Raw genomic sequence first — 19028 nt, 5'->3', positions numbered from 1 at the left:
TAGGAGGCTAATCATGATTCATTAGCCTCCTACTCGATTTTAATCCTGTTCTGCCATCTTCTCAGCCAGCACGGCCAGTGTCCGTACCATTACACCGGTTGCGCCGGCCGGGCCAAGATCGGTTTCTTTCCCTGTTAAGGCGGTTCCTGACATTTCCAGATGGACCCACGGGGTGTCTTCCGCAAACGCCCCGATAAAAGCCCCGTTTTCGATCACGCGGCCTTCGCTGCCCGGCCAACCGTTCAAATCGGCAATTTTGCTGCTTCGTACGTTCTCTATGTCCGCTTCCGTTACAGGGAAGCGCCAGATGAATTCGCCTGCTTCCTTTGCAGATTCCAGTACTCGTTCAAAAAAAGTATCGCAATTGGCAACAGCGCCCGTTTTATCACGGCCGAGCGCCGAGACCACGTCCATTGTCAAGGTGGCAACATCCACAATTTGACTTGCACCATATTGTTTCGCATACGTTACGGCATCTGCAAGCATCAGCAACCCACTGGCACCGTTATCCCGCACTTCAATCGTTTTGCCATTCATGCTCGTGATGACAGTGCCCGTTTCAACAGGCATTTTACCCTGTCCATCGTTTGCAGGAACGCCCCCTGTGGTACCGTTTATGCGATTACCGGTTACGGGAAGTACCGCCACCACGTTTTTTGCCGGTTTCCGTTCCCCGACCACTTCCATGGCACCCAGAATAGCTGCTGCCCCTGCCATGCCTACATTTGCACCGGGTGTGCAACCATCGATCACGGCGCCGGTTCCGACAAGTGCAAGCACATTGCCCCATTCTCGTTCGCCCGCATATCTCAGCACGATCATGTTCGGCGGCTCTTTTGATTCCCCGGCCGCAGCCAAAATCGCCCCCATTCCAAGCTTTTCCATCTCCGTTTTTTTAAGGATTTCCACTTCAAAAGCGTATTTTTCAGCAAGTGATGCGGCGTATTCCGCGAGACGGACCGGTGTCCAAATATTCACCGGCGTATTGACAAGCGTTCGTGCCGTATTCACGCCTTTGCCAAAAACGTACCCACGGTGCAGGGCAGTGCCCACTGTTTCCCCGGGGAGATCGGTATTACGGTATGTACCCGTTTGAAGACTGGCGTTTTTAACCGGCCGGCCTTTTGCTTTTCCGGCGGCACCAGCATGTCCAATGTTCTCCGGTCGGATCTCTGCTTCCCCAGCGACATTAACATGCTCTGCGTTTCCCGGCCGGCCTTTTGCTTTCCTGGGGGCATTAACATGCTTGGCATTTCCCAGCCGGCCTTCTGTTTTTCTGGCAGCACTCGCTTGTTCGGCGTTCCTCAACCTGCCTTCTGCTTTCCCGGCAGCACCCCAATGAGGATTGGCGTTTTGAATCGGTTGTGCACCTGCTTTTCCGTTGACACGAACGTGTTCGGCGTTTTCCAGTCGGGCCTCGGCTTTTCCGTTGGTACTAACATGTTCGACGTTTTCCGGTCTCCCGGGGCCACTAACATGATCTGCGTTTTCCAGTTGGGTTTCAGCCTTCCCGGCAACCCTGGAATGAACATTTGTGACGTTTTCCACCGGTTCCGGTTTTTTCCCGGCAGCCCGGATGTAAACCGCTACTTTTTCGAGCTGCACTTCCGGAATATTCGGCTGTCTTTTGTAACCGGCAAACTGGTATGCGGCCATGGGAGCGGCTTCACCGAGCAACTGCGCGGCTTCCTCCCCGTTGATTGTGCCGGCGCAAAACGTATCGAGAAAAACCGCTGCCGTAGCCCATCTCATTTTCAGGATGTGTTTCACTGCTTTTCCAAACATCCTTTTCAAATGTTCTTTTCTGATTTTTTTCGGGTTGCCAAGCCCGATAAACAAAAGCCGTTTTACAGGCAGTTTTCCGAGGGTATGAATGACAGAAAGGCTGCCGGCGTGCGCGGATAGATCGCCGGATTTTACCAGTTCCGTCAGTTCCCCGTCGAAACGGTTGTCGAGTTTTTCCAGCAAGCCGTCAAACTTTTTTGGAACTTGCTGCAAGCCGATTACAAGGCAGTCTTCCCGGCATTCAAACGGATCCCCTGTACAAATTTCAAACATACAACCACCTCTGTTCCATTATAGCCGTCCGCTTGAAAAAAACGCACAAAAAAAAGCGCAACCGGCATTTTGCGCTATTCTTCCGTTTCCGGTCTAATATATTGCTGCCGGAACACTTGCATCGTTTTGTTTTCGTTCAGTTCAGCCAGTTCCTTTTCAGTCAGGGACCCGTCCCCCATTTTAATAATATACACATCAAGCGTCTGTTTTCCCCATTTCTTGTAAACATCCGAAACCGTTTCAAAATACAGATCGAGCCGGTTCCCTTTTATGGCGGATCCTGTATCGGCCACAACACCGAAATCGTAGCCTGGGATATAAAGGACCGTCCCGATTGGAAAAATGGATGTATCGGCAGCAATCGTTGAATATAAATCCCGTTTCACTTTCACCCCGGAGTAGGTGATGCCGTAGCCGGGATGATCGGGACTTTTTCCGGTCGATTCGGCCCCTGCCGTATACCCCGTTGCTGTCACTTTCTTTTTCGGGTAATTGCTCCAGTCATAGGCATCAAGGGATGGCTGCGGCTGGCTCGCGGCAATAGCGGCCAATCCTTTTTCCAATGTTGAAGCAGGTGCCGCTTTTGCAGCTGCTGCTTTTATCCCCGAAAGCGCCTGGAAAGTGGAAATCATTGCCCATATGAATAAAATGGCCATCAATAAGCGGATCATCCATTTTTTCATGTTCAATTGGTTTCACTCCTCTTAGGGCTATTGTTTCCCATGCCGTTACAAAATATGCGGGCATATTGGCAAAAAAACGACTGATCCGCCTGCCATTTTTTCGCGACAACTTATTCCGCCCACTCTCTGTTCTGAAAATGGCTCTTCCAAAAAGCGCTGGTTGATGTGCATTTTTTAAACGCTTTATCCGGGAATATTTGTGCCGGCTTTTGCCGGTCCGCCTCCAATTTGAAGGCAAAAAAAAGCTGCCTCAAAGGCAGTTTTAAAACATCCGGTATCCGTTTTTCCGGAGCGCTTTTATCGCAACACCGGCCAAAAGTGCCCCCGCAAGGCCGCTCGATAGCACGAGGGCATCCGATAAATGGATGGAAGCAAGATGCTCCCCAAGTTGCCGGAAAGCCGTCCCGGGATCGGTAAAATACCGGGAAAAAGTAATCCGGTCAATCATCGAAAGCGCAATGACCGGGTAAATGAAACAGAGAATCCAGGTCATCCGCAAAAGCATATTGGCAATAAAACCGATACCGAAAAACAAAACAAGAAAAAGGACCATCGAAATGATCAATACCGGTATACTCATAAGCCCCTCCGCATCCCCGTTATACATCTAGTTTACTGAAAAAACCGAATTTCGTCAAAAATAACGCGATGATATTTTTGCTATATAAAATTAAATTTTCCTTTCTTTAAAACAAGCCTCGTGCCGCCGATCATATACAAGGCACGATCATCCACGACTTTTTTCATAACAGAAGCAGAAGTGCCTTTCAGCTTTTTGCCAAACACAATGCCGATCGCATTGTCTTCCCCAAGGGAGCAAACAGTGCCTTTGTCATGAAAGGTAAAAGCTTCAAGGCTTTCTTCACCGCGGATCTTTTTCAGGAGGTTCCGTGCGCATATTTCTCCATGCTGCATGGCCATCTGTGCTGTTGGCGGGTACGGACGGTTTGTGTCCTTATTGATGATCAACGCACAGTCCCCAATCACAAACACATTCTCATGCCCCGGAACGGTCAAATCCGGATTGACTTTCACTCGGCCGCGCACCGTTTCAAACCCGGACGCATCAATCACGGTATTCCCGCGCACACCCGCGGACCAGATGACAGTTCCTGCCTTGATTTCATATGGCTCTCCGCCTTTTTTGCAGGCCCATACCCCGTCTTTTGTTGCTTTTTTAACCGCCGTACCAATATGGAACTCGACACCTTTGCTTTCCAAATACGAAAGGGCATAATCGACAAGTTCGCGGTCAAATTGCGGGAGGACGACAGGATTGGATTCAATCGAAACGATCCGCACTTTATCCCGCTGGATCCCGTATTCTTTGCAAAGCGCCGGAATCCGGTTCACCAGTTCGCCAAGAAACTCGATGCCGGTAAAACCCGCACCGCCGACTACAATGGTGAGACGGTTGTCATCTTTATCGAGTTCCCTTCGATAGGCATCGAACTGGCGCTCAATATGTTCCCGTATTTTTTGGGCAGCGCTTACATCTGTAATCGAAAAAGTATGCTCTTTCAAGCCTTCGATTCCGAATGTTTCCGCGTTGGATCCAAGTGCAATGACGAGATAATCATATGGTAACACTTCCCCGCCTTTTAACTCAACTGTGTTCGCGTCTTTTTTTATCCGCTTGACTTCCGCCTGCTTAAATTGCACTTTATTCTTATTTAAGACGTTTTGAATCGGGTAGTGGACCCGGTCATGGTGCAATGTGCCGGCGGAAGCTTCATGAAGCCATGTTGTTTCGTAATGGTAATCATTTTTGTTCACAAGTGTGATGTCCGCTTCCCCTTTTACAAGCTGTTTTTGCAGCCGCGTCACGGTCATGAGCCCGCCGTAGCCGGCACCTAGTATCACCACTTTCGGTTTCTCCATTTTTCTCACTTCCATCTCTTTATTTTGGACAGGCCAGTGCCTGTATGACAACATCATCCATTATTTGTGATTTTATTCACGATAATTGACACGTCAAATTTGTCACATGATTTCCATCAAATTGTCACAAAAAATACATATTCTCCACTTCAATCATATGCTTTTTACCCGCTATTTTCAATTGAAAACTGTACTAAAATAATAATAAAAATATTCTAATATATCACATCGCACCACGAAATTTTTCCGGACGCATGAATACCTACCTCCTTGCCTCATAGAGTTTTTTTGCCTGTGCGCCTGTCCCAAAATGTGCTATGATGAAGGAGAATGAAGCGTATTGGAGGGGTTTCGTTGAAGGAAGATCAAACCGTTTATGATATAACCGTTATCGGGGGCGGGCCGACCGGCTTGTTTACAGCATTTTACGCCGGATTACGGAAAATGTCCGTAAAAATCATTGAAAGCCTGCCACAGCTTGGCGGGCAGCTGGCTGCGCTTTACCCTGAAAAGTATATATACGATGTCGCCGGTTTTCCGAAAGTGAAGGCGGCTGATCTTGTAAATCAATTAGAAGAGCAGGCCTCCATGTTCCAGCCGGTGATCTGCACGGGCCAGTCCGCAGAAAAGCTTGAAAAGAATGAAGACGGCATTTTTACGCTAACAACTGATAAAGAAATCCACCATTCCAAAGCGGTCATCATCACTGCCGGTGTTGGTGCATTCCAGCCGCGCCGCCTCGAAGTTGAAAATGCTGCACAATACGAAGGAAAGAATCTGTTTTATTTTGTGAATGATATGGACCAGTTTGCCGGCAAAAGTGTTGCCATCCTTGGCGGCGGCGATTCCGCGGTTGACTGGGCGCTTATGCTGGAACCGGTTGCCGAAAAAGTGACGCTCATCCACCGCCGGGACAAATTTCGTGCCCATGAACGTACGGTGGAACAATTGAAGCAATCGCGCGTTGAGATTAAAACACCGTTTGTCGCGAGCGAAGTGATGGGTGATGGGGAAAATATCTCCCGGCTTATGATTGAAGAAGTAAAAGGCGATGCGAAAGAAGCGCTTGATATTGATGCCCTTATCTGCAATTATGGCTTTATTTCGTCACTCGGCTCGATTAAAAACTGGGGCCTTGAGATTCAAAAAAATTCCATTGTCGTCAACTCCAAAATGGAAACAAATATCCCAGGCGTTTACGCAGCCGGCGATGTTTGCACGTTTGAAGGTAAAGTGAAGTTAATCGTAACGGGGTTCGGGGAAGCCACCACAGCGGTCAGCAACGCGAAAACGTATCTTGACCCGAAAGCCCGCGTCCAGCCGATGCACAGCACTTCGCTGTTTGAATAAGGAAAAATCAAAATCCCGGATGGCTGCCCAACCGGGATTTTTGATTAAATATTGCTCTTATCGCCGCTCCGGACCCATTTCAGGACGGGGGCATTTTTTTGTTTCAGTTCTTTTTTGTTCTCCCATGCACTGCTTTCTGATCCATCCGCTTTGGCGTCTGCCGCATCATCCACGAGCCATTTTTTTGAATTCTTGTCATATTTAAGCGTATATTTGCGGAGGGTCTTGTAGGAATAGTCCTCATAATTTTTTTCTCCCGTATATTTGATCTTTTCGTTATAGGAAACGAGTGCTTCAATTTCCGCTTTCCAGTCTGCATCAAAATGGTTGATGCTCAGTTCATCCATATTTACGACGGAACCCAAATACTGGGAAGTCACTTCTTTACATAATCTTTAATGGCTTCAAACTGCGCCTGTTCAAGTGAAAAGTCTTCCTTAAAAGAATCGGTCGCGTTTGAAAGCTTATTGGCATCCAGTCCGGAAGTCGTATATACGCTTAGATCCTCGTTGAACTTGCGGATCGCCTCCAAAATCCCTTTTTGTACGTTTTCGCTTTTTTGGGCAAGGCGGCTGTCATCAACAATCATGCTGACTTCGGAATTTCCCCATAAATCCTTTTTCTCTTTTTGGAAAAAGGTTCCCAAACTGTTTTTTACCGTTACATTCGTTTGGTAAGTTCCGGGCAAAAGTGGGCCGTAAGTATGACTTTCTTTTTTTTCCGGAACTTTCATATTTCCGATTGACACATTAAGCTGGTCGTTGTCGCTTTGCCCGGTCACTTTTAAGTGGACGGTCTTCACTTTCAGCTTATAGTCGGGGAAAAATCCCCATTTCTTTCCGTCTTGAACGAGGCTGATCTGCTGGTTCGTTTCCGCGTAATTTTCGTCCTTTATTTGGTTATGAATGCCATCTCTTATCACCTGATAACTGTTTGCATTGGTTTTTAAATACCGGATCATGGCCTGAAGGGAAGTATTGTTCACCAATGCATTCGGATTGTCGGCAACAATCAGCCCTTCCAGCTGCTTCGTATCCTTTGTTTTGACCGCATTCTCGAACTTTTCCAGTACCCGGTCAGGTTTTGAAGCCTGGGAGAGCGCGATCCATATAACCGCAAGTACAACAATCACGGCTGCAGCTATGGCAATCAGCCATTTATGTTTCGTGAGTTGCGCCATAGGTTAATACACCTCTCCGCCTGCAAAAGCTTCTTCCAGCTCATTTGTATAGTCATTCTCCTGCCAAACCGTCCATTTTCCGTCTTTTTTCACCATGGAAACTTCTGCCGGGTCTTCAGCTTCTTTTGGTTCCATGGAACTGACAATGGAATCGAATTTGGAGAGGGCATATTTTTTTGCTTTTTCTGAATCGTAATTTTCGCTGTTATCCAAATATTCATCTGCATATTTTTCCACTTTTTCAGAAATATCGTCCATAGAAATGGTGGAATAGGTCAACTTTACGACCGCTTTATTTTTGTAGCTCGCAACGGCTTCCGCATCCAGTTTCGCTTTTTCGGCAGCGGCCGATTTGTAGGCTTCATAATACTTTTTCATATCTGCATCTGATATATCATCGGTAATATTGTCGTTAAAGGCTTTTTTAAAGGTTTTATACGCATCTGTCTGGACAGCTTCCTTATTCTCTGAAACATATTTTTCATAATCGGCATTGTCCTTGTTTAAATAAATGGTGTCTATATATGCCTTTAACGCTTTTGCCTGGTCCTGCAGGGAATCGTACGATTTACTGTATTTTTTGGTATCCAGCGCAAGTTTCAACTCGTCACTGTCATCCCCGCTTTTTTCCGTAAACGGCTGGATGCCCAATGTATATGTTTTGCCTTTTTTTACTTTTACCAGTACGGTCATCTTTTTTTGTATTGCCCGCCCCGATACTGCCGCCGCGTGAAGTGCCCATATCGAGCCGGGTGCTGTATATGTCGTCTTCTATGTTCACTTCTTCGTTGCCATCGTATAATTTAATATTGCTATATGGAGAGATATGGACCGTATCCGAAGACACATTTTTGATCTTTAAGTCAACGGCCAGGAGGTCTTTCTCACCGTCTTCCGAAACATCCGCATCGTCATCCTTCAACAGGGCATAGGACGCGTCTGTAATTGAAGCTTCAATTAACTTGTTTTTATTGGAAGATCCCCCTTCCGCTTCTGCTTTTTTATCTGATTTCCCGCAAGCAGCCAATCCCCATACCAATGCCAGAACAACAAGCAGCACATGCCATTTTTTCACTGCAGTTTCCCCTTTCCAATCTTCATTCTGCAGCTGATAAATCGCAGAATTTCCTTAACTTTTTATCGAACCCGGGGTACGGTTTTTTTATGTATAATGCGGGTAAAGGAATACATAACGCAGCTTCCCCCTCGACATTCCTTTCTCCCCCATTATGCAAGGACCAAGTTCCCTTCCCCTTTTTCCGAAAAATCCGGGCAAATGAGCAGCTAAGGTATATCTACCCTTTTTTCCATGAATAAACATATTTACGAAAAAGTATTTTATTTTTAATGACTTTGTAAAAAGTTGTGGCTTTTTAGCGCAAGGAAGGCGTTTATAAATGCGGATGTACAAACAGCGAAGGAAATTGGCGTGCCCGGACAGGAAGAAAACCGGAAGACAGGCGCTGGCTGGATTTTTTGAAAAGATTTTTGTGAGGCTTGCGAATGAAAGGGACTTTGCCAAAAAGGAGCTTAAATCAATTCAGCAGCGCAAAAGCCCCGCCTGTCATTGGCGGGATATCCTGCGCTGCTGCAATGAAATGGGAACCTTGCTGGCGTATAAATATCCTGTTTTTGCAGCATCACTTTAAATGCTTCAGCATTTTTCCGGTGTGCCGGCTTTTGTTTTAGTTTTAAATGAGGAGCCACATCCGCAGGTGACAATCGCATTCGGATTATCGATCGTGAACCCGCCCCCTAAAAGCGACTGCTTATAATCGATGACCGTGCCGGTTAAAATCGGGGCGCTCTCATGATCGACGAGAATCCGGATGCCGTGCTGTTCGCCGACCGCATCGCCTTCTTTGATTTCGTGGTCAAGCGACAGGCCGTACGACAGGCCGCTGCAGCCCCCGCCGTTTACAGACACACGAAAATATGCGTCCTGCTCATCGTTTTGCTCCATCATGTCTTTAATTTGAAACGCAGCTGCTTCTGTAAGATGAATCACTTCACTCATTTTCCGAACCTCCTTTCCTTGATTATAACCATTTACACCGTGCAAAACAATGATTGCGTATCTCCCGGGCGCCGAGCAGTCTTAAAATGCGGGCTGCTTTATTTTAAAATTGCAGTGCATCTCGAAAAATTCCACAAAGTCGGTGTTGTAAACGTTTTTTAATGAAAAATTTTTAATCGTGCGCTGCAAACGCATTTTCCGGGATATAACCGTACTGCTCCATGACCGCATAAATTTTCTTTAGCCTTGGATTGCCTTCTGCCACCGGCTCGCCTTCAATGACAACAACCGGGTAAAACAGATCTTCATCCATCACTTTTTGCGCAAAAGCACGCACTTTTTGATCATCACCGGGTGCAAAAATATCGATATACTGGATGTCAAACGGCTGGCCCGGGTATTTCCGCGAAAGTGCTGCTTTGAGCCATTCAAATGTATCTTTAGAAGACGGCGCACCGACGCAGCTTGCGCATATTTGCTCCGCCCCGTAAACTTGAATCGTCACTTTTTTCTCCATCAAACCCGCACCTCTTCCGGGGATTTCTTATTCATATTGTACACAACAGCTTGCAAAAAGGAAAACACTATATCCCGTTTTTTTATGATAGATTTTTCTTGTAATCCTGTTTATAATGAGAAGTAAGAAAGGAGCGATCATATGCCTGCAGATACAATTACAGAACAAGTTCAGGAAGTATTGGATAAATTGCGCCCGTTTTTGCTCCGTGATGGCGGCGATTGCGAGCTGATCGACGTGGAAGACGGCATTGTTAAACTCCGCCTTTTAGGGGCATGCGGCAGCTGCCCGAGTTCCACGATCACGTTGAAAGCCGGGATAGAACGCGCATTGTTTGAAGAGGTTCCCGGCGTTATGGAAGTAGAACAGGTTTTTTAACGGGCAGTACGCGGTTTCCTATCAAGGAACCGCTTTTTTACTGGAATAAATTTTACTTGGACGGGATGATTCTCTGGTTATTCACGCATCCGTGCTTGCCTTCACTACGGTCCGGCCCGGCATTCGAAACCTGGCCCGAGATGTGTTTCAAGTGCTTGCTGTCCTTTTCTACAAGGAGCCACATTTTTATTGAATATCTGCATGGTGAATGGTTTTCTGAAATGCTCACCATGCCTGACATCCACACTTGCCTTCACTACGGGCCGGGCTTCATTCGGAAACCTGACCGGAGATGCGTTTTAAACTAGCCGGCCTTTTCTACAAGGAGCCGCTTTTTTATCGGGCTTTGAGCCATGCCACCCTGGGAATATTGTATTTTCTTATCGGAACTTCCGAGAGCTCATAAAATTCAGCCAGAAATGCTTCGTATGCTTCTGCCCCCCGTACAATTTTCCAAAGCTGTTCCTCATGCATTTTTTGTTCTTTTTCGGACCGGGTGAGAAAATAGGTTTCTACACATTCAAAATAGTGAAGGGGAAACAGCAGGCGCGCGAAAATGAGCCGCCACGAAAAAGGCGAAAGCGGCGAAAGCGAAACATATTGCTGCAAAAACGCGCGGACATCAGGGCGGAACGTGTGTGTTTTCTTAAAATACTGCGCGCGGATCCACTCGGCAATATCCCTGCCTGCGTGGTCAAACACCCAGTCAAACGGGTGGTGGATGATAAATTTCCGGCCCCACGTTTCGTTTGAAAACCGTTCATGGCAAATGGTGCCGGCATCTCCCGGGCCAGGCGCCTCATCCATTTCCGTATCGACGACATACTGGATCGCATTTTCACAAAGCCCCATGTAATAGGGAAACGTTTCGGCAAACAGGCGTTCAAACGGGTGGTCGGGGTGCTCTTCTACTGTTCGGTACCATGCCTTTTCCATTTGTTCAAGGCGCATTTCCCAGTAATTTTTCCATTCGCCCATCCGGTTTGTTTCCGTTATCGTGGCGGAAAGCGTGCGGCCGCGCAGGTGGAATTTCGCAAGTTTCCTGCCCGTGCGCATATTTCCGGGCGCTTTTTTATAACGGTTTTCCAGTAAAACATAATCGCTATCCCCGTCTGTTACGAGAAATTTCTTTTCTTTAGATGGATAAAAGGCGGAAGCATAGCGGTCGCCATTCGTCACGAGGTGCCGGGACATTTCATATAATTCAACAAGCACATTTTCTGAAACATTTGTCACGGGAACGAGCGTATAAAGATTACCGTTTGCTTCATAGCGGACCTGTTTTCCGTCAAAAAAAGACTGCCCGGCGTCAATGCCGTAATATTTTTTCAAAATGGCTTGTGCCATCATCTTCCCTCCCCAAAAAATGCATTGCACTTTCTACATTATATGTGAAGGAACGTGTATTCTTGCTTGATCTCATAAAATCCATTAGAATGATCATGCTAAAGAAAATGTCGAATAATTGAGGTGAGAACATGGAAAACAAGAAAAATATGGATGTGTCAGAACAAATTGCAAGGCAGCGGCTGAAAGAACGGGGCGTAGAATTGGAAGATATTGCGAAACTCGTCCTGTATTTGCAAGAGAAATACTTTCCGGAAATGACGCTTGAGGATTGCATGGAAAGTGTCAACGCCGTTCTTTCCAAACGAGAAGTGCAAAACGCCATTTTAACCGGGATCCAGCTGGATGTGCTGGCGGAAAAAGGGATGCTTGATGAACCGCTGCAAAGCACGATTGCGGTCGATGAATCCCTTTATGGTATTGATGAAATTATGGCTTTGTCGATTGTAAACGTGTACGGTTCGATCGGTTTTACCAACTACGGTTATATTGACAAACAAAAACCGGGCATTTTGGCAAAGCTCAACGACCATTCCGACGGCTCATGCAACACGTTTCTCGATGATATTGTCGGGGCCATTGCCGCTGCAGCCGCAAGCCGCCACGCACACAGAGTGGCGCACGTGCAGCCGTAAAAACACGAAAAAAAGGCAAGATACGTTTTTGTATCTTGCCTTTTTTCGATATTCGTTTTCCAAACAAATCGGACTTTACAACAGGCGGGCATATGGAGCCTTCCTGATTTGCACCCGCGCTTGTCACACTTCCCACTGGTCAAGGGAATCAACCGTATAGGTCGGCAGGATTTCTTTTGTCTTCAACATTTCCTTCGTCGTTATGCCGGTATGGACGAGCAGGGTGTCAATGCCCGTGCGGATGCCCGCCAGAATATCGGTATCGTAATTGTCCCCAACCATGATCGTCTCTTCTTTTTTCGAACCGAGGTATTCAAGCGCCTGCTCGGTAATGATCGGTTCCGGTTTGCCGATAAAGACCGGCTTGGTTTGGGTCGCAACCGCAAGCACCGAGGTTAAAGCCCCGTTTCCTGGTAGCAGACCGCGTTCAGTCGGAAGCGCAATATCGGCGTTAGTGGAAATAAATTTGGCCCCGTTCCGGATCGCAATGGCGCCGAGGGCGAGCTTTTCGTAAGTAATCTCCCGGTCAATGCCGAGCACGACATAATCGGGGTGATCGGATGTGATCGTAAAACCTTTTTCTTTGATGGCCGTTTTGATGCCTTCTTCGCCAATCACATATACAGAAGCATCCGGCTTTTCATCATAAATAAACCGGGCGGTCGCCATGGATGTCGTAAAGACCTGCTCCGTTTTTGCCGGGATATCGAATCCGCGCAGTTTTTCGGCAACCTGTGCCGGTGTTCTCGAAGAATTGTTTGTAACAAATAAATACGGAATCCCTTTTTCCTGCAACCGGCTGACAAAATCGCCGGCTTCTTCTATTTTTTCCGTTCCGCGATACATGGTACCGTCCAAATCAATCAAATAGGCTTTATACTTTTTCATGCTGAAATTCCTCTCTGTTTCGTTGCTTATTCCCCTTTAAAAGCGTTGACCGGGCCGAGTTCGTTTGCCAGGTAAGTGCGCACATCTTCCGGAAACCGTTCAAGCGCCTTGAAATTAGCCGCAAGCACTTCCTGAAGGGTGCCGTAATCCAGATCCATATACCCCCGGACAAGCTGCTTCCTGAGCGCGATGACAGCCGTCAGCTGCTTTGCCGATTCAGCGGAAACCACATTTTCATCTTCCAAAATGTCAATGATGTCTTCGTAGCTCCCCGGATCGCGCATAATAAACCCGTCAATGATCGCGTTTCCGACATCCAGAACCGATTCGATGACGGTTTCTGCAATTCTTTCCAAAGCAGCCTTTTCGATTTCCGTCTGCCAGGCCGGCTGCGCTTGAAACGAGGCAAGCCGTTTTTCCATAAATGACAATATCCCGTTTATTTTTTCACGATCGACAAAATACATCCTGTCACCTTCTGCCTAAAATTTATCAAATGGCGGTGCCGGGCAAAACTTATTTGGCAACGATTTTCTTTGCGACAAAATAGGCACAGCCGAAATTGCAGTATTCATAAAGATATTCCGTGAGTGTACTGATTCTGGTGTCAAAAGTGGATTTCGGATTTCGGTCATCAAAAAAACCGCGCAGCCGCAGCTGTCCGTAACCCCAGTCGCCGACAATATAGTCGTACTTTTCCAGTATTTCACTATATCTGCTTCGGAATGCTTCTTCATTGTAGCCATTCCGGTAATTGGCAATAATCTCGTACGTATGGCGGTGGATGGTGACCAATTTCAATTCCTCCATTTTCCCCGTGTGCCTTCCTGCCTTATTTTATTATAACGAAAAACCGCCCAAATTCTAAGCGGAACGCGAAAAATTTTTTCAGCCCCATTGAACGGAAAAACTGCGCCCATTAAAGTGCGCAGCCCGTTTCTCAAATTTTTTGCGTCTGTTCCACGTTCCCTAAAATATGCTTTGCTTTTGCAGCGGCACTGACCTGTTCATCCGCATGGTATGAAGAGCGGACAAGCGGACCGGATTCGCAGTGGCTGAATCCTTTTTCAAGTGCAATTCTTTTTAATTCGGCAAATTCATCTGGATGGTAATATTTGACCACTTTCATATGTTTTTTCGTCGGCTGTAAATATTGCCCGAACGTCACGATGTCCACATCGTTGGCGCGCAGGTCATCCATCGCTTCCGCCAATTCTTCCATCGTTTCGCCGAGGCCGACCATAATGCTTGATTTAGTCGGAATCTCCGGCTGCATTTCCTTTGCCCGCCGCAAAAATTCAAGCGACCTGTCGTACGTGGCGCGGGCGCGGACCCTTCTTGTCAGCCTCCGGACGGTTTCAATATTGTGGTTTAAAATATCCGGTTTTGCATCCATCAATGTTTTTAAACTTTCGTACCGGCCCTGCAAATCGGAAGGCAGCACTTCAATGGTGGTAAACGGGTTCATGCGGCGGATCGCTCGGATCGTTTCAGCCATCACCGCTGCACCGCCGTCTTTCAAATCATCACGAGCCACCATCGTCACAACCACATGCTTTAAGTTCATTTTTTTCACCGATTCAGCAACCCGTTCCGGTTCCTGCCAGTCGAGTTCGGACGGCAGCCCGGTTTTTACGGCGCAAAAACGGCAGGCGCGTGTGCACGTATCGCCCAGAATCATGAAAGTCGCAGTCCGCCTTGTTCCCCAGCATTCATGGATATTCGGGCATCTCGCTTCTTCGCAAACCGTATGTAAGTTTTCCGTACGCATTAATTTCTTCAGTCCGGTATAATTTTCATTCGTATTGAGTTTGATTTTCAGCCATTCGGGTTTCCGCAAAATCTCTTCCTGTTTGTTCATTTTCCATCTCTCCCACCGGGTTCGTTCTCTCTCACTTTACCACATTCGTCCCTTTTTTGAAAAGAAAACGCCACCGGTTTTTCCAATATTTAATATTGATGAAAATCCGCTTCTCTTTCCACAATAAGCGTAAGAGGATTTTCATATTGCGGTTTTTCTGTTTCGACAACATTGATAGAAAGAGGGTTTTCGCATTGCGGTTTGTTTTGCTTTTCTGCCTTGTAACAGGGCTTTCATTTTCTGCCCTTCATGCCCAAGCAAAAGAAATATCCGATAAAGAAATGTACAAAAAACGGATGGAACTTTATCAGCATATGGAGGCATTTACCCAGATTCCGTGGTACAATTTGGCAGCCATCGACCAGTATGAACGGAGCATCCGGTTTGTCCGTTCCGACCTACCGAAACCAGCCGGCCTTATTTCCATTTATTTTCCCCCTGAAAAATGGTCCGGGCTTGCCAATCCGAACCACAATGATACCCATCCGCTTTCGATTGCGTTTTTCGGCGGGATCGGAAAGGACGGGAACGGGGATGGGAAAGCTGACCGCAACGATGATCTTGACGTGCTTTTTACACTGAGCGAGTATTTGTTGCGGTATGGAACGGATGATGATGACTTTGAAATTGCGCTGTGGCATTATTACAAACGGGATAAAGCCGTACAGCTGATCACGGAAAAGGCGAAGATTTACAAGACATTCGGCACCATTCAGCTGACAGACAAGGCGTTCCCGATCCCGCCCGGATACAATTACAGCTACCGGAGCACATGGGGCGACCGGCGCGGCTGGGGTGGCCGCCGTATCCACGAAGGGACGGATATTTTTGCCGATTATGGCGTCCCGGTACGCGCGACTTGTTACGGGGTGATTGAATTGAAAGGGTGGAACAAGTACGGCGGCTGGCGCATTGGCATTCGTGATTTAAACAATTCGTATCATTATTTTGCCCATTTAAGCGGTTATGCAAAAAATTTACATGTCGGCCAAGTCGTCAAACCGGGCATGTTGATCGGCAGCGTTGGCAGCACCGGTTACGGCCCGCCCGGCACATCCGGAAAATTTCCGCCGCATTTGCATTATGGCATATACAAAGACAACGGCCGAAGCGAATGGTCTTTTGATCCTTACCCGTCCTTAAAGAGATGGGAATTACTTGAGAAACAGCGGAAATAAGGAACGCTGGAGCGAGCGCAGCGCTTTTTATTTCGTGTTTTTTGGCAGTTCGATGAGCGGCTGCGCTCCGCCACCGTTTCCATTATAAAATTGCGGGACATCGCCATTATAGTTACCCATTGCAAGCGGGACATCATGTGTATAGGTGATGACATCCGATGCAAACGGGATAATGACCTGCATTTTGATTTTGATTTCAACATAAATATAAAAAAATGCGTTGTTAATGCCATATTCTTCTTTTTTCACTTTAATATTGGAGCTTTCAACATCCCCCACCATTTGAAAGGTCACGGGAATATCCGGACCCATGTTTCCGAGCAGAGCAATATTGGTCACTTTCCCGAGCGGAACGGAAAAAATTTCAGGTTCTGATTTTTTCTTTTTCCCGAGCATGCCGTCGTTTGATATTTCTTCAAGAGACGTAATGTCTCCTTCTTCCACTTCTTTAAACTGGCGGGTAATCTGGTTTTCAATTTCAGACTGGGTGGCGGCCAATTCCCGCGGGTCAATCGTATCCAACTTGCTGTTTTTTCCGCCGCTCACATGGTCTTTGATCGCTTCGTTCGTGACATATGAGGCGATTTTTTTCATTTCTGACTCGGCGTACCGCATTAAAGTAGGTTTTATGCCTTCATCAATAATAACAATGCTGATAATGGTGGTAACCGTAAAAAATGCGATGGAAAGCAAAAGCACGTACCGCGTCGGCAAGGGTCCCCGCCGTTTTGAGGTGCGGAATTTTCGCATAAAAAATCCCCCCTGCAAGCAAATGTATGTCTGCATAAGGGGGATTATGATCATATTAAAAAGCGTGGGTCCGGATTGTTGTGCTGAAGGACATTTTATGCTTTCAGGCACAGTGGTTTGTCTTTCATGATCTGGATGAAGGACATTTCGCTGGTTCTCGGCTCATGTTTTGTCTTTCATCGCCCTGATGAAGGACATTTCGCCGGTTCTCGGCACGCGTTTTGTCTTTCATTACCTCGATGAAGGACATTTCGCCACTCCTCGCACTCCGTTTTGTCCTTCATCACACGGGAAGGACGAATGCAACATCATCTTTTGTGCTTCAACCTAATCGAACGTTTAAATCATTTTTAACAATGCTTGTTTCCCGATCATGCCGGCGGTAACCCCGATCTTTTCCGCTTCATGGGTGACCGACTCGAGCGGTGCTTCCAGCAATTGTTCAATCGTCTTCACACCGACTGCCCTGCCGGCGATAATATGGCGGTCCTTTAGTTGATCATTCAACAAGCCCACATCGAGCGCGCCGCACATAATATAGCCTTTGTCGCACGATACGGCCAGCAAGGTTGTTTTCGGCAGCCGGACAGTTGTCGCGATAAACGTATGTCCCCCGATCTCAACAGGTGTTACGGTTACCATTTCCATCCGCCCCTTTCTTTCATATTTTATGAAAAGAGCGGTGAAAAGTGCCTGCCAGCCAATGTGCTGCCATATTACATCCCAAATTCGATCTTTGGAAACTCCATTGACCGTCGCTGCTTCTAAGAAGTCAGGAAACTGCCATTGATTCATTGCTACATTGCTTTGCGCATGGGCATTTCATCCTACTGACCATATTCCTGCAATAACTTCCATTCCATCACATCACGCAAAAATTCCGGCATAAAATAATGGATTTTCGCCTCCCGGATATGCGGGAAAAAGTCGCCAAATGTATACATATCAATCGTACCAAGCCTGTAGATACGATCCGGTTCCAGCGGCCTGCCCCCCACCTCTATTTTCCGCAAAGCATGATTGAAACCGATATTCCGGTAAATAAACCGGCCCATGATTTTCCCGCGGAAGCCGAGCCCCTTCAGCTCCAGATGCGGCCATTTCGGGTCGAGCGTTGAAAGAAGTACTTCCTGAAGTTTTTCGCCCGTCAGCTCGATCAGACACGGGTTAATCGGATGCGGGAGAATCCGGTGGAGATCAAATTTCGTGACCGGCCCGTGTTCCAGACTGTCAAGCACAAGGCCGGCATTCAAAAATGCGCAATCGGCATCGCACCATTCCATGACCGCATCACAAAGCAGGCCCGCAAGCCGGTTTTCCTTGAACCAGTCCGATTCCAGTTTTTCCGGTAAATACACGAGTTTTTGATTCAATAATTTTTTTCCTTCAAAATAATAATGTTCAATCTCGGCCGCTTCTCCGGGCGGTTCCTGGAAGTTCCCGGTCGGTAAAGCACGGGCTGACTGATAGACGATTTTTTTGGCAGCCGGATCGATTTCAAGCTTGACATGCCCGATATAATAGCCGTATTTGCCGGCTGCCGCAAGAAGCGTCCGCCCGTCCAGTTCACCTTTTGCCAACACATGGTGCGTATGCCCGCCCAACACAAGGTCCACTTCCGGGTACAGCTTTGCAATAAGGCGGTCTTCATGAATGCCGAGATGCGATAAGACGATGAGGATATCCGCCTCTTTTTTTAAAATATTCATTTGTTTCCCTAGTTCTTCCAGTGGATTAGAAAGCTGCCAACCCAGCAGCCGGTACAGTTTATAAAATCCTGCTGTCACACCGGTTACCCCGATTTTGACACCGCTTTTTGTCGTGTACAGTTTCCGCGGCACTGCCCACTGCGGCCGTTTCCCGTTTTCATCGAACAGGTTGGCAAGAATCACGTCAAATTGTGCTTCCTCATACAATGTGTCTAGCGCCTCGTGCGGCATCGTAATCCCTTCATTATTTCCAATGGTCGCAGCCAAGTACCCCAGTTGATTTAAAAGCCGGACATTTGCCTTGCCCATGGTCCCTTCTGTATACGGATGCCATCTGTCGACGTGGTCGCCGAGGTCAAACAGCAGCATCTCTTCATTTTGCCGGGCATGCTGCGCCTGTTTCCTCTCAAGAAAATGCCGGATTTTCGGCCAGTTTTCAAAATGGCTGTGGATATCATTTGTATGGTATATATGTAAAATTTCGTTCATATTTGGTCCCCTTATCATCATGAGGGTAATCTCGTCATGCCGTTTCATACGGCCGCTTTTTATCCTTTATGCTTATGCAGTTTATTTTACCACGATTTTCAAATTGG

22 protein-coding genes and 1 pseudogene are annotated in these 19028 nt (G+C 47.1%); 5 read left to right on the top strand and 18 right to left on the bottom strand.

Annotated elements, in window-relative coordinates; all coding sequences use genetic code 11:
• Positions 1–39: 39 nt before the first annotated feature.
• From NFR98_RS05310 to NFR98_RS05295, 4 genes are all read right to left on the bottom strand, one after another.
• Entirely contained in the window at positions 40–2058 is a 2019-nt protein-coding gene (locus NFR98_RS05310) for a leucyl aminopeptidase family protein (RefSeq protein WP_035184156.1), read from the bottom strand.
• A 74-nt stretch (positions 2059–2132) separates the two neighbouring features.
• The gene (spsC, locus tag NFR98_RS05305) at positions 2133–2747 is read right to left on the bottom strand and encodes a stationary phase survival protein SpsC (protein WP_014097548.1); all 615 of its coding nucleotides are present in this window, start codon (positions 2745–2747) and stop codon (positions 2133–2135) included.
• 256 nt (positions 2748–3003) lie between these two features.
• A complete protein-coding gene (locus tag NFR98_RS05300) occupies positions 3004–3321 on the bottom strand; it encodes a YuiB family protein (protein WP_014097547.1) in 318 nt (105 codons plus the stop codon).
• 80 nt (positions 3322–3401) lie between these two features.
• Entirely contained in the window at positions 3402–4622 is a 1221-nt protein-coding gene (locus NFR98_RS05295) for an NAD(P)/FAD-dependent oxidoreductase (RefSeq protein WP_035189657.1), read from the bottom strand.
• Positions 4623–4976: 354 nt separating this feature from the next.
• On the opposite strand from NFR98_RS05295, the gene NFR98_RS05290 reads away from it, so the two are divergent.
• A complete protein-coding gene (locus tag NFR98_RS05290; protein WP_035184151.1) occupies positions 4977–5972 on the top strand; it encodes an NAD(P)/FAD-dependent oxidoreductase in 996 nt (331 codons plus the stop codon).
• 44 nt (positions 5973–6016) lie between these two features.
• Here the strand turns inward: NFR98_RS05290 and NFR98_RS05285 are convergent, their stop codons facing one another.
• From NFR98_RS05285 to NFR98_RS05270, 4 genes are read right to left on the bottom strand one after another with little or no spacing between them, the layout of a single operon-like run.
• Positions 6017–6337, bottom strand: coding sequence for a hypothetical protein (locus NFR98_RS05285; protein ID WP_225620907.1), 321 nt, complete (start codon positions 6335–6337; stop codon positions 6017–6019).
• An 11-nt stretch (positions 6338–6348) separates the two neighbouring features.
• Positions 6349–7152 carry a TcaA second domain-containing protein gene (locus NFR98_RS05280; protein WP_225620908.1) on the bottom strand — a complete coding sequence of 268 codons (804 nt, stop codon included), beginning with the start codon at positions 7150–7152 and terminating at the stop codon, positions 6349–6351.
• A gap of 3 nt (positions 7153–7155) precedes the next feature.
• Entirely contained in the window at positions 7156–7845 is a 690-nt protein-coding gene (locus tag NFR98_RS05275) for a DUF5105 domain-containing protein (protein WP_080666395.1), read from the bottom strand.
• On the bottom strand, positions 7766–8227 hold the full coding sequence (locus tag NFR98_RS05270) for a DUF4352 domain-containing protein (protein ID WP_051357540.1): 462 nt from the start codon (positions 8225–8227) through the stop codon (positions 7766–7768). The genes NFR98_RS05275 and NFR98_RS05270 overlap by 80 nt, the downstream gene beginning before the upstream one ends.
• A gap of 322 nt (positions 8228–8549) precedes the next feature.
• Here NFR98_RS05270 and NFR98_RS05265 point away from each other — a divergent pair, with 322 nt between their 5' ends.
• The gene (locus NFR98_RS05265; protein ID WP_017552022.1) at positions 8550–8801 is read left to right on the top strand and encodes a hypothetical protein; all 252 of its coding nucleotides are present in this window, start codon (positions 8550–8552) and stop codon (positions 8799–8801) included.
• Between the two features lie 5 nt (positions 8802–8806).
• On the opposite strand, the gene NFR98_RS05260 is transcribed toward NFR98_RS05265, so the two are convergent.
• Positions 8807–9169 carry a HesB/IscA family protein gene (locus NFR98_RS05260; RefSeq protein ID WP_013860122.1) on the bottom strand — a complete coding sequence of 121 codons (363 nt, stop codon included), beginning with the start codon at positions 9167–9169 and terminating at the stop codon, positions 8807–8809.
• A gap of 172 nt (positions 9170–9341) precedes the next feature.
• A complete protein-coding gene (locus tag NFR98_RS05255; RefSeq protein ID WP_014097542.1) occupies positions 9342–9686 on the bottom strand; it encodes a YuzD family protein in 345 nt (114 codons plus the stop codon).
• A gap of 141 nt (positions 9687–9827) precedes the next feature.
• On the opposite strand from NFR98_RS05255, the gene NFR98_RS05250 reads away from it, so the two are divergent.
• A complete protein-coding gene (locus NFR98_RS05250) occupies positions 9828–10064 on the top strand; it encodes a NifU family protein (protein WP_014097541.1) in 237 nt (78 codons plus the stop codon).
• Between the two features lie 336 nt (positions 10065–10400).
• On the opposite strand, the gene yutH is transcribed toward NFR98_RS05250, so the two are convergent.
• Entirely contained in the window at positions 10401–11411 is a 1011-nt protein-coding gene (yutH, locus tag NFR98_RS05245; RefSeq protein WP_014097540.1) for a spore coat putative kinase YutH, read from the bottom strand.
• 131 nt (positions 11412–11542) lie between these two features.
• Between yutH and NFR98_RS05240 the strand changes: the two genes are divergently transcribed.
• Positions 11543–12046, top strand: coding sequence for a phosphatidylglycerophosphatase A family protein (locus NFR98_RS05240; RefSeq protein WP_014097539.1), 504 nt, complete (start codon positions 11543–11545; stop codon positions 12044–12046).
• A gap of 123 nt (positions 12047–12169) precedes the next feature.
• On the opposite strand, the gene NFR98_RS05235 is transcribed toward NFR98_RS05240, so the two are convergent.
• The 4 genes and pseudogenes from NFR98_RS05235 to lipA all read right to left on the bottom strand — a co-directional run.
• Positions 12170–12934 (bottom strand): TIGR01457 family HAD-type hydrolase, encoded by a 765-nt coding sequence (locus tag NFR98_RS05235; protein WP_014097538.1) that lies wholly within the window; start codon positions 12932–12934, stop codon positions 12170–12172.
• Between the two features lie 26 nt (positions 12935–12960).
• Positions 12961–13401, bottom strand: coding sequence for a DUF86 domain-containing protein (locus NFR98_RS05230; protein ID WP_014097537.1), 441 nt, complete (start codon positions 13399–13401; stop codon positions 12961–12963).
• A gap of 49 nt (positions 13402–13450) precedes the next feature.
• Positions 13451–13744, bottom strand: coding sequence for a YutD family protein (locus tag NFR98_RS05225; RefSeq protein ID WP_017552020.1), 294 nt, complete (start codon positions 13742–13744; stop codon positions 13451–13453).
• A gap of 130 nt (positions 13745–13874) precedes the next feature.
• Positions 13875–14798: pseudogene (gene lipA, locus NFR98_RS05220) on the bottom strand (lipoyl synthase); the annotation flags it as partial.
• A 191-nt stretch (positions 14799–14989) separates the two neighbouring features.
• Between lipA and NFR98_RS05215 the strand changes: the two are divergent.
• A complete protein-coding gene (locus tag NFR98_RS05215) occupies positions 14990–15973 on the top strand; it encodes a M23 family metallopeptidase (RefSeq protein ID WP_014097534.1) in 984 nt (327 codons plus the stop codon).
• Positions 15974–16000: 27 nt separating this feature from the next.
• Here NFR98_RS05215 and yunB read toward each other — a convergent pair whose 3' ends face one another.
• The 3 genes from yunB to NFR98_RS05200 form a co-directional block, all read right to left on the bottom strand.
• A complete protein-coding gene (gene yunB, locus NFR98_RS05210; protein WP_014097533.1) occupies positions 16001–16723 on the bottom strand; it encodes a sporulation protein YunB in 723 nt (240 codons plus the stop codon).
• Between the two features lie 339 nt (positions 16724–17062).
• The gene (locus tag NFR98_RS05205) at positions 17063–17365 is read right to left on the bottom strand and encodes a YunC family protein (protein ID WP_014097532.1); all 303 of its coding nucleotides are present in this window, start codon (positions 17363–17365) and stop codon (positions 17063–17065) included.
• Positions 17366–17550: 185 nt separating this feature from the next.
• Entirely contained in the window at positions 17551–18921 is a 1371-nt protein-coding gene (locus NFR98_RS05200) for a bifunctional metallophosphatase/5'-nucleotidase (RefSeq protein WP_026104669.1), read from the bottom strand.
• Positions 18922–19028: the final 107 nt, after the last annotated feature.

This window comes from Weizmannia agrestimuris (genome assembly GCF_943193165.1).
GTDB classification, from domain to species: domain Bacteria; phylum Bacillota; class Bacilli; order Bacillales; family Bacillaceae_C; genus Weizmannia; species Weizmannia faecalis.
This window is presented reverse-complemented; position numbering and strand designations above follow the sequence as displayed.

Coding starts and splice junctions, on each gene's coding strand:
- NFR98_RS05310 (WP_035184156.1), bottom strand. CDS start 2,058: ATGTTTGAAATTTGTACAGGGGATCCGTTTGAATGCCGGGAAGACTGC.
- NFR98_RS05300 (WP_014097547.1), bottom strand. CDS start 3,321: ATGAGTATACCGGTATTGATCATTTCGATGGTCCTTTTTCTTGTTTTG.
- NFR98_RS05295 (WP_035189657.1), bottom strand. CDS start 4,622: ATGGAGAAACCGAAAGTGGTGATACTAGGTGCCGGCTACGGCGGGCTC.
- NFR98_RS05280 (WP_225620908.1), bottom strand. CDS start 7,152: ATGGCGCAACTCACGAAACATAAATGGCTGATTGCCATAGCTGCAGCC.
- NFR98_RS05275 (WP_080666395.1), bottom strand. CDS start 7,845: ATGACCGTACTGGTAAAAGTAAAAAAAGGCAAAACATATACATTGGGC.
- NFR98_RS05265 (WP_017552022.1), top strand. CDS start 8,550: ATGCGGATGTACAAACAGCGAAGGAAATTGGCGTGCCCGGACAGGAAG.
- NFR98_RS05260 (WP_013860122.1), bottom strand. CDS start 9,169: ATGAGTGAAGTGATTCATCTTACAGAAGCAGCTGCGTTTCAAATTAAA.
- NFR98_RS05255 (WP_014097542.1), bottom strand. CDS start 9,686: ATGGAGAAAAAAGTGACGATTCAAGTTTACGGGGCGGAGCAAATATGC.
- NFR98_RS05250 (WP_014097541.1), top strand. CDS start 9,828: ATGCCTGCAGATACAATTACAGAACAAGTTCAGGAAGTATTGGATAAA.
- yutH (WP_014097540.1), bottom strand. CDS start 11,411: ATGGCACAAGCCATTTTGAAAAAATATTACGGCATTGACGCCGGGCAG.
- NFR98_RS05240 (WP_014097539.1), top strand. CDS start 11,543: ATGGAAAACAAGAAAAATATGGATGTGTCAGAACAAATTGCAAGGCAG.
- NFR98_RS05235 (WP_014097538.1), bottom strand. CDS start 12,934: ATGAAAAAGTATAAAGCCTATTTGATTGATTTGGACGGTACCATGTAT.
- NFR98_RS05230 (WP_014097537.1), bottom strand. CDS start 13,401: ATGTATTTTGTCGATCGTGAAAAAATAAACGGGATATTGTCATTTATG.
- NFR98_RS05225 (WP_017552020.1), bottom strand. CDS start 13,744: ATGGAGGAATTGAAATTGGTCACCATCCACCGCCATACGTACGAGATT.
- yunB (WP_014097533.1), bottom strand. CDS start 16,723: ATGCGAAAATTCCGCACCTCAAAACGGCGGGGACCCTTGCCGACGCGG.
- NFR98_RS05205 (WP_014097532.1), bottom strand. CDS start 17,365: ATGGTAACCGTAACACCTGTTGAGATCGGGGGACATACGTTTATCGCG.
- NFR98_RS05200 (WP_026104669.1), bottom strand. CDS start 18,921: ATGAACGAAATTTTACATATATACCATACAAATGATATCCACAGCCAT.